Genomic DNA, 9,381 nt, shown 5'->3' with positions numbered 1-9,381 from the left:
GTTTGTAGCCCCGGTAAGCGCAGCGCCACCGGGGAGAGGTTCCCGGATGGCGGCTTGCGCCTTATCCGGGCGACCACACCAGCGCCCGACTCAATGGCTTTTGAGCGGGCGTTTTTCCGAAATTTAATGATCTGTGCGCCAACTGCAGGTACGCAGGCCGCCAAACGAGGAAACTAACTATTTAATGTCTATCGGCCCTATGTACACCCGAAAAATCACCCATTGGTTTGCAAGGCGATCCTTTCAAAACCGCATCTTCCTGCTGATCTTATTTACCTCGACTGTCGTCATGCTGGGCATGTCATGGTATCTGACAGACATTACCGAGGAACGTCTTCATTACCAGGTCGGGCAACGGGCATTAATTCAGGCAATGCAGATTTCGGCAATGCCGGAGCTGGTGGAAGCGGTACAGAAACGCGATCTCGCGAGAATTAAAGAGCTTATCGACCCCATGCGTTCATTCTCTGACGCCACCTACATCACCGTCGGCGACGCCAACGGGCAGCGTCTTTATCACGTCAACCCTGACGAAATCGGTAAATCAATGGAAGGTGGTGATAGCGATGAGGCGCTGTATAACGCCAAAAGCTATGTCTCGGTACGCAAAGGTTCGCTAGGATCATCGTTACGGGGTAAATCGCCGGTGCAGGACGCCACCGGCAAAGTCATCGGCATCGTGTCGGTCGGTTATACCATTGAACAGTTAGAAAACTGGCTCAGCCTGCAGATAAGCTCGCTACTGATCCCGATGGCGATCATCCTGCTATTGCTGCTGTATTGCGCCCGCCGCTTCTCATTGCATATCAAAAAACAGATGCTCAATATGGAGCCCCAGCAGCTATCGCAGCTGCTCATCCAGCAAAGCGTACTGTTTGAATCGGTGTTTGAAGGGCTTATCGCCATAGACTCAAACTATAAAATAACCGCGATAAATCAGACCGCCCGCCGTCTGCTTAATCTGAGCCAGCCAGAGCCGACGCTAATCGGCAAAGGGATCAGCAGCGTTATTTCGCAAGAGGCCTTCTTCTACGATGCGCCTCACGAGAATAAGAAAGACGCGATCGTCACTTTTAATCAGATCAAAGTGATCGCCAGCCGTATGGCGGTGATCTTAAATAATGCGCCCCAGGGATGGGTAATTAGTTTCCGTAGCAAAGATGATATCAATACCCTCAGCCTGCAGCTCAGCCAGGTGCAACAGTACGCCGATAACCTGCGCGCCGTACAGCATGAACACCGTAATTTGATCTCGACTATCGCCGGACTGCTGTTTCTCAAACGCTACGATCACGCATTGGATCTGATTCAGCAACAGTCAGAAAGCCACCAGAAGGTGCTCGATTTTATTGCGCGTAATTTCCAGGATAATCACCTTGCCGGGTTACTGATCGGTAAATATTACCGGGCCAAAGAGCTCGGCCTTGAACTGGTGTTCGACCCATCCTGTTTCGTCGATAAACTTCCCGGCGCGCTTTCGCACAGCGAATGGATCTCGATCGTGGGGAATCTTCTCGACAACGCCTACAATGCCACTTTGCGCCAGCCGCTGGGATCGAAACAGATCGAATGTTTGATTAACAGCGATGGTCATGAACTGATTGTCGAGATCGCCGATCAGGGTTGCGGCATTGACGAGGCGCTACGCGATCGGATCTTCGAACGCGGCGTCACCAGCAGCGCCAGCGGCGATCACGGTATTGGGCTCTGGCTGGTACGCAGTTACGTAGATCAAGCAGGCGGCAGTATCGTCGTCGAAAATAATATTCCTTTTGGCACCATCTTTACTCTTTATATCCCCCTGACCCGAGATGAACATCATGGATAGCATTACTACTCTTATCGTTGAAGACGAACCTATGCTGGCGGAAATCCTGGTGGATACCATCAAACAGTTCCCCCAGTTCAACGTTATCGGCATTGCGGATAAACTGGAAAGCGCAAAAAAAATGCTGCGTCTCTACCAGCCGCAGCTGATCCTGTTAGATAACTTTCTCCCTGATGGCAAGGGATTGGATCTGATTCGCCACGCCGTCAGCACCAACTACAAAGGGCGAATCATTTTTATTACCGCTGATAATCATATGGATACCATCAGTGAAGCCCTGCGTCTGGGGGTATTTGATTACCTGATTAAGCCGGTGCACTATCAACGTCTACAACACACCCTGGAGCGCTTCGCCCGCTACCGCAGTTCACTGCGTTCAAGCGAACAGGCCAGCCAGACCCACGTCGACGCCCTATTTAATATTCAGGCTCGCGAGCAAACAGAACCTGCCGGCGCGCCGCTGCGCGGGATCGATGAAAGTACCTTTCATCGCGTGCTGCAGCTGTTCTCCGCCCCGGAAGTGGTGCATACCGCTGACTCTCTGGCTCGCATCCTTGGCAGCAGTAAAACCACCGCCCGCCGCTATCTGGAGCAAGGCGTTAAAAACGATTTTCTGGAAGCGGAAATCAGTTATGGCAAAGTCGGCCGACCGGAGCGCATTTATCGCGGCAAACATCCCTATCCGGAGCATGCCTGAAACACTTACTCGAGATTATAGCTGACGATCATCTGCCCTTTTTTCATTTTCAGCTGGCTGATAACAATATTCCCCAGCGCCGCCAGACTGGCAACATGGGTACCGCCACAGGGATAAGCCGGCAGATCGCCAAATCCCACCGCGCGCAAGCCATTAGCGAAGGTGATGCGGCGCGGTAAATCCTGCTGCTGCCACGCGCTCACCTGCGCCAGCAGTGCGCTGGCTTCCGGTAATACGGCGCCAGCGCCGGCAGCAAACGTAATCCGCCCCTCGCCAGGCCAGTGATGCGCCTTCACCGGCCGCCAGCCAAACTGCTCGCCTGCCAGTCCCAGCAAATGACCGGCTGAGTGCAGGCGGGCATGTAGCTGCCGCGCAGAGGCATCGATTCGTATCTTCACCTCGCCCAGCGGCAGCGGCTGCTCAACGATATGCAGTACGCTATCGCCGCGTGTAGCGACCGTCATTACGACCTGCTCGTCGATCCAGCCGCTATCCGACGGCTGGCCGCCGCCCTGCGGATGGAACAGCGTACGATCAAGTTCAATGGCGTAACGGCCATCGGCTTCGGCGCGACAGCCGATAATCAGAGTACGCCCTTCGGTGGCGTCGCTGGCGTAATAAACACGTTCAGTCATGGTTGTTCTCCTCTCTGTCAGCACAGTATATTGATAATATTGACAGCGATAATCTCCTCTACAACCAATGCACTTTTGCTCCGAGGGCACAAATGAATTTGAATCTTCTACCTGACCTCGCCCTCTTTGTACAAATTGTCGAGCAAGGCAGCTTTTCCGCCGTCGCCCGCCAGAACGGCCTTACCCCCTCCGCCGTGAGCCGCAGCGTCTCGCGGCTGGAGCAGGAAATGAGCTGCAAGCTGCTGCACCGAACCACACGCAAACTACGGCTGAGCGATGCCGGGAAAGCGGTGTATGAACCTGCGCTTGAAATGCTGGAAGCAGCGCGACAGGCCATGGACTCCGCCGGGAGTACCCAGACGGTGGCGCAAGGTAAACTCACCCTGAGCGTGCCGAAGGCCGTCGGACGCTTTGTCATCCATCCGCTAATGATGAGCTTTTTCAACCAATATCCGCAGGTAGACGTCTGCTTACGGTTGGAAGACCGCGACCTTGATTTTATCGATGACGGCATTGACCTGGCGCTACGCATCACCCATAGCCCCTCCCCTGGCCTGCATGGCAAACCACTGATGCCGATCGCTCATCTCATCTGCGCCACTGAGGAATACTTACAGCGCCACGGAATGCCGCATACCCCACAGGATCTGCGTACGCATAGCTGTATCAGCCTTGGCGAAACGCCCGCCGACGCGCGGTGGAAATTTCGTCGTGAAGGCAAAAGCGAAACGGTGCAGACGCATGGGCGCTACGCCGCTAACCACACCGCCGTGCGTCTCGATGCGGTTAAACAGCATCTGGGGATTGGCAGTCTGCCGCTGTTTACCGCCCGCGAAGCGCTGGCAAAAGGTGAAATTGTGCAAGTGCTGGCGGAGTGGGAGTTTATCAGCAGCTACTCTGGCAACCTGTGGCTACTGTGGGCGGGACATAAGCATATGCCCGCCAGAATGCGGGTGATGATTGATTATCTTAGCGAGAAGGTGCCGGCGTTGAACGCAGGCAACACATTGTCAGCCGCCAACTAAAACGCGTTCATATTTTCCAGAAGCTCATCTGCTGACAGCAAAATAGCTGCCAGCAGGGATTGGAATCAATTAATGGCCGTTTATTAATTGATTTTTATTATAATTAATAAGGCCACCGGCTTTGATAATCTCTTGTTCCGATGAGGTTAATTTCTCCATATACAGCGTTATCGGCTGCACCGGGCGATGGTCGCTAACGACAAAAGCGGTGATATCACTTAACTCGCCCTTCAGCGCGCTTTTTATTGCCGGGATATAGATAAAATCGCCGACCTCGAAATCAGGCGCCTCTTTCATCTGCAGCGGCAGCATTCCCCAGTTAATCACATTGGAACGATAGCGCTTGGTCGCGTACTCCTGACAAATATTTGCCAGCCCGCCAAGTACTCGCTGGCAGCTGGCAGCCTGCTCTCGCGCCGAGCCATCACCGGGTTTCACCGCATAGATCATGCTACCGATCTCCGTCTGCGCCACGGTAATATTTTCCTGACCCGGCAGCAGCCGTATCTGGGAAAATATATTTTCCAGCTGTGGATTTAAACGGCAAAGATCTTCACCTTTGACGCGTTGTTGCTCGATGGCGGCAATTTTTTTAGCCCGCTCCACATACTGCGGATCGCGTCGGGAAAGGGTAAATTCCGCCAGGCCTAATGGGTTTGAACGAAACGATGATGTTTCACCTGATGGTATCAGTTCGTCGGTAGTGGTCACCGGATCCATTATTTTTGAAGTAACGGCTAACAGAATATTATCCGTTAACGCATTCATTTCCGGCCAGTCTTTGATATTTGGGCCATAGATCAGCGGTTGCTGCGTAACACCTTTAACGAATCCTTGATAAACCCGGCTTTTATAGGGGGAAACATCAAATTCATATTCCTGAGCTTCGTGCCAACAATCAAGCTCCGCCGCCGAGGTTAACAATCCCCCGTTAGCGGCCGTCGCGGCAATTGAACGCGCATCCATCAGCGCCACCGCTGACATTTGCCCATTTCCAGGCTTGGAACCTTCACGGTTCGGAAAGTTACGCGTCGTATGACGGATGCTCAAGCCGTTATGCATCGGGGTATCGCCGGCGCCAAAGCAAGGGCCGCAGAATGCGGTACGAATAATGGCGCCCGCGCTCATTAAATCATTGATCATCCCCCTTTTCGTTAACGCCATCAGCACCGGCTGAGAGGAAGGATATACAGAAAGCGAGAAAATATTGTCGCCACAGGAATGATGCCTCAGGGCATTAGCCGCCTGCGCCACGTTGACATAGTTTCCTCCCGCGCAACCAGCAATAATCCCCTGCTGAACGCGTAATTTGCCATTCTCTATTTTGTCCAACAGAGATAGCTTCGCGCGCCCCAGCGAGATTTTCTCAGATTCAATTTCAACTTCGCGTAAAATATCCGGCAAATTCTGATTAAGCGTATCAATTTCATAGACATTGGCAGGATGAAACGGTAGCGCGATCATCGGCTTGATAGTGCTTAAATCGATCTCAATGCAGCCATCGTAGTAAGCCATCTCTTTGGCTGACAGCGCCCGATAGTCTTTCTCTCTACCATGAAGCCGCAAAAAGTTTTTCGTCTCTTCATCAGTCTGCCAGATGGAGGATAAGCAGGTGGTCTCAGTAGTCATGACGTCAATACTGTTTCTATAGTCGGTCGATATACTGGCCACGCCGGGGCCGACGAACTCCATCACTTTGTTCTTCACATAACCGTTTTTGAATACCGCGCCAATTACTGCCAGCGCTATATCCTGAGGGCCAACGCCAGCGGCAGGTTTGCCGGTTAAATACACCGCGACGACCTCGGGATAATCAATATCCCAGGTGTTTCCCAGTAGTTGTTTAACTAGCTCACCGCCGCCTTCACCGACGGCCATCGTCCCCAGCGCGCCATAACGCGTATGGCTATCCGAGCCCAGTATCATTTGGCCACCGCCGGCCATCATCTCGCGCATGTATTGGTGAATAACGGAAATATGCGGCGGTACATAAATGCCGCCATATTTCTGTGCTGATGTAAGACCAAAAATATGATCGTCGCTGTTAATGGTACCGCCCACTGCACAAAGTGAATTGTGGCAATTGGTTAAAACATACGGCAAGGGGAAGCGCGTCATTCCAGAGGCCTTGGCCGTCTGGATGATGCCCACGAAGGTGATATCATGGGAAGCCATGGAATCAAACTTTATTTTTAATTTCTGTTCATCGCCAGAAATATTATGTGCTGACAGTATTGACCAGGCGATGGTTCCCTTCCGCGCAATATCTTTAGCGACAGGATTTGCGCACTCCTCTTCCGGAATGATCCCGTACTGATGGGATAAATATACCCCACGATCGTGTAATTTGATCATGACTAGCATCCTTTAAGATAGATTAAATAATAACGGTGTTCTTTTATTCGTGACTCTACGAATAAAAAGGAAAGAATATCGGCAGCAAAATAAAACTGACAATTACCGAGATGACAATCAGAGGTAATCCGACTCTGACATAATCCATAAACCGATATCCCCCGGCGGAAAAAATCATCATATTCGCCGGCGTGCCAACCGGCGTCGCATAGGCACATGAACAGCCAATGACAATAGCCATCAACACCGCTCGCGGATCAGCGCCCATTGAATTTGCAATAGACAGGCCAATGGGAATAAGCAAGGCCGCCGTTGCGGTATTCGACATAAAATTGGTTAATACGCAGGAAATAATCAAAACGGCACTTAACAATAAGAACGGTGAAGCCTGTTGACCAAGCAGATCGATAATTGAGCGGGCCATGATTGCACCAGCGCCAGTGGTTTCGAGTGCTTTCGCTAAAGCTAATGTGCCGCCAAAAAGGAAAATCGTCTGCGAGTCAATTGACTGATACGCCTGTTTTTCAGTAATCACGCGTGTAATAACCAAGAATAAAGCGCCAATTGAACCGATAATCGCAATCGGCAAACCAATGACGTTCTCAAAAATCATCCCCAGTACGGTAAATACCAACACTAAAACAGCAATTACTTGCTTATATTTTGGACAGTCAACTTTCCTGCTCTTTTCTGATTTCCCCGCAGTACTCACAGATTGCGCTGGCAACAGTTTATAACCGATGGTCAAAAAGTAGATGATCCCGCAAAGCAGCATGGGGATACCCAGTTTGGCATACTCGAAAAAACCGAAGCGCTGCCCGACTTGCTCCAGAGCTGACTGGGCGATCAGATTACCCGGCGAGCCAATAAGCGATAAGTTTCCGCCCAACGCTGAAGCAAACGCCAATGGCATCAACAAACGGGATTGCGCATAGCCGGACTTAACCGCGGCACCAATGACCACCGGAATCAGTACCGCAGCTGTTCCCGTATTAGACAGAAAACCAGAGAGTATTCCGCAAACCAACATAATAATAACGATGAGCTGCTTCTCTGAGCGAGCGTAACGGGTAACGATTCCGCCAATTTTATCCGTCACCCCTGTCTCAAATAAGGCGCCGCCAACCACGAACATTGCCACAAATAAAATAACGTTCTGATTAATAAAACCCGCAAAAGCCGTTTTTACATCAAAAACGCCTGTTACGACTAAAGTAATACAGACGATCATAGCCGTAGCGGCCAGAGGGATTTTTTCCCAAACAAACATCACAATTGAAAATAACAACAGTGACAATGTAATTGCTACTGGTGACATAAAGATATAATACCTCTTTTCAGCGTGTGAATTTAATAATTAGTCTAAGCAGGTGATGCAGCGTTTTATAAACTTCAAGTTAAATCACTTTCCAGTACATTAATAATTCCCACCACCATACCCCAACGGTGATATGCAGAATAAAAGTTAACAGCGCTAATATACCGCCAACAATCCACCAGGATTTAATATCATTATAACCAACCCCAAATATAACCGGGCCAGCCGCGCCACCATAATGGGTGACCATACCGCCATAGGAATTACTAAACAGCAGCGCTAACGCGGTTAACATAACTGGCGCACCGGAAACATTCGCCAGCATGGCAAAGACCGGAACCATCGCCACAATATAGGCGCTGCCCGAGGCAAAGAAATAACGAACCAGTATACTCAACGCGACGATGACAACGAATGCCAGCGTACTATGACTGCCAAATGAAATGTTATTTTTCAGTAACTCGGCCAACCACAAGAAAAAACCAACTTTGGAAAGCAAAGAACTCAAACCAATGATACCGCCGTACCAAATTAGTGTGTTCCAGCCACCTTTATTTTTAATGACATCATCCCAGGTAACAATTTTTAATATCAGCATCAACGCCATGACGCAAATCGCCACCGTTGATTCATTAACCCCAAGCGAAGTGCTAAATACCCAACCCGCTAACGCCATCACAAACAAGCAGGAGAGCATTTTCTCACGCAAGGTCATCGGCCCTAAAGACTCAAGACCTTCTTTGGCAATGGCTTTATTATCTACTTTTTTTAATTCGGGCGGATATAGCTTATAGGTTATAAGCGGTGTCAGTAACAGCATGATTAAGCCTGGCAATATGCCAGCCAATGCCCATCCACCCCAGCTCAATTTGATATGGCAAATATCCTCAATCATTTTGAGCGCCAGGATATTACCCGCCATGGCGGTAAAGAACATATAACTGGTGGTTTTGGTAACCATATAGACGTTCATCATTAAATAATGACCAACGCGTTTTGCCGTATGCTCTGGTTCCGACCCTAGCGCGACAGCCACGCTATTGATGATAGGTAATACGATACCGCCAGCACGGGCCGTATTCGACGGTGTCGCGGGTGAAAGAATCAGATCCAGAAAGGCGGTAACATAGCCTAAGCCAAGTGTGGTACTCCCTATCTTGCCAATAAGAATATATGCAATCCGTTTACCTAAACCAGTAATAACAAAAGCGGCACTTAAGGTAAATGCAGAAAACACCAACCAGGTGGTACCTGATGCATAGCCACTTAATACGCTCGATGATTTTATTGAACCATCACCTAAATTGCCAATGATAACCATGGAGGCAGCCACAGCGACTAACAGTATGACTGGTTCAGAAAATGGTTTAATCACTAAACCAACAATTGCAGCCAGATAAATACCTGACAATACCCATGCAAGTTCAGTCAACCCAGCCGGGGCCGGAAATAGACTAATAAGCAATGGGATGGCAACAAGCACTAATAGCTTGCATAATGTTTTTTTATCCATTTCAATCCCT

At 50.0% G+C, this 9,381-nt stretch carries 7 protein-coding genes; 3 read left to right on the top strand and 4 right to left on the bottom strand.

The annotated features are described in order from the left end of the window. Positions 1-199: 199 nt before the first annotated feature. Both ABLV07_RS22045 and ABLV07_RS22040 read left to right on the top strand, forming a co-directional pair. Complete coding sequence (locus tag ABLV07_RS22045; protein ID WP_045388730.1) at positions 200-1,828, top strand: sensor histidine kinase; 1,629 nt, start codon at positions 200-202, stop codon at positions 1,826-1,828. Next, positions 1,821-2,525, top strand: coding sequence for a response regulator (locus ABLV07_RS22040; protein WP_032713323.1), 705 nt, complete (start codon positions 1,821-1,823; stop codon positions 2,523-2,525). The genes ABLV07_RS22045 and ABLV07_RS22040 overlap by 8 nt, the downstream gene beginning before the upstream one ends. Positions 2,526-2,530: 5 nt before the next feature. Here ABLV07_RS22040 and ABLV07_RS22035 read toward each other — a convergent pair whose 3' ends face one another. Next, positions 2,531-3,160, bottom strand: coding sequence for an alanyl-tRNA synthetase (locus ABLV07_RS22035; protein ID WP_032713321.1), 630 nt, complete (start codon positions 3,158-3,160; stop codon positions 2,531-2,533). Between the two features lie 92 nt (positions 3,161-3,252). Between ABLV07_RS22035 and ABLV07_RS22030 the strand changes: the two genes are divergently transcribed. Continuing rightward, the gene (locus tag ABLV07_RS22030) at positions 3,253-4,185 is read left to right on the top strand and encodes a LysR family transcriptional regulator (RefSeq protein ID WP_032713319.1); all 933 of its coding nucleotides are present in this window, start codon (positions 3,253-3,255) and stop codon (positions 4,183-4,185) included. Positions 4,186-4,254: 69 nt separating this feature from the next. Here the strand turns inward: ABLV07_RS22030 and ABLV07_RS22025 are convergent, their stop codons facing one another. From ABLV07_RS22025 to ABLV07_RS22015, 3 genes are all read right to left on the bottom strand, one after another. Further along, positions 4,255-6,540, bottom strand: a complete 2,286-nt coding sequence (locus ABLV07_RS22025) for a hydratase (protein WP_348853836.1) — start codon at positions 6,538-6,540, stop codon at positions 4,255-4,257. Between the two features lie 55 nt (positions 6,541-6,595). Then, positions 6,596-7,858: an SLC13 family permease gene (locus ABLV07_RS22020; RefSeq protein WP_015368318.1), complete on the bottom strand. Its 1,263-nt coding sequence runs from the start codon at positions 7,856-7,858 to the stop codon at positions 6,596-6,598. A 79-nt stretch (positions 7,859-7,937) separates the two neighbouring features. Further along, a complete protein-coding gene (locus ABLV07_RS22015; RefSeq protein WP_015368319.1) occupies positions 7,938-9,371 on the bottom strand; it encodes an anion permease in 1,434 nt (477 codons plus the stop codon). Positions 9,372-9,381 lie beyond the last annotated feature (10 nt).

Origin of the sequence: Klebsiella sp. CN_Kp097, assembly GCF_040064495.1 — a bacterium.
GTDB classification, from domain to species: domain Bacteria; phylum Pseudomonadota; class Gammaproteobacteria; order Enterobacterales; family Enterobacteriaceae; genus Klebsiella; species Klebsiella aerogenes.
This window is presented reverse-complemented; position numbering and strand designations above follow the sequence as displayed.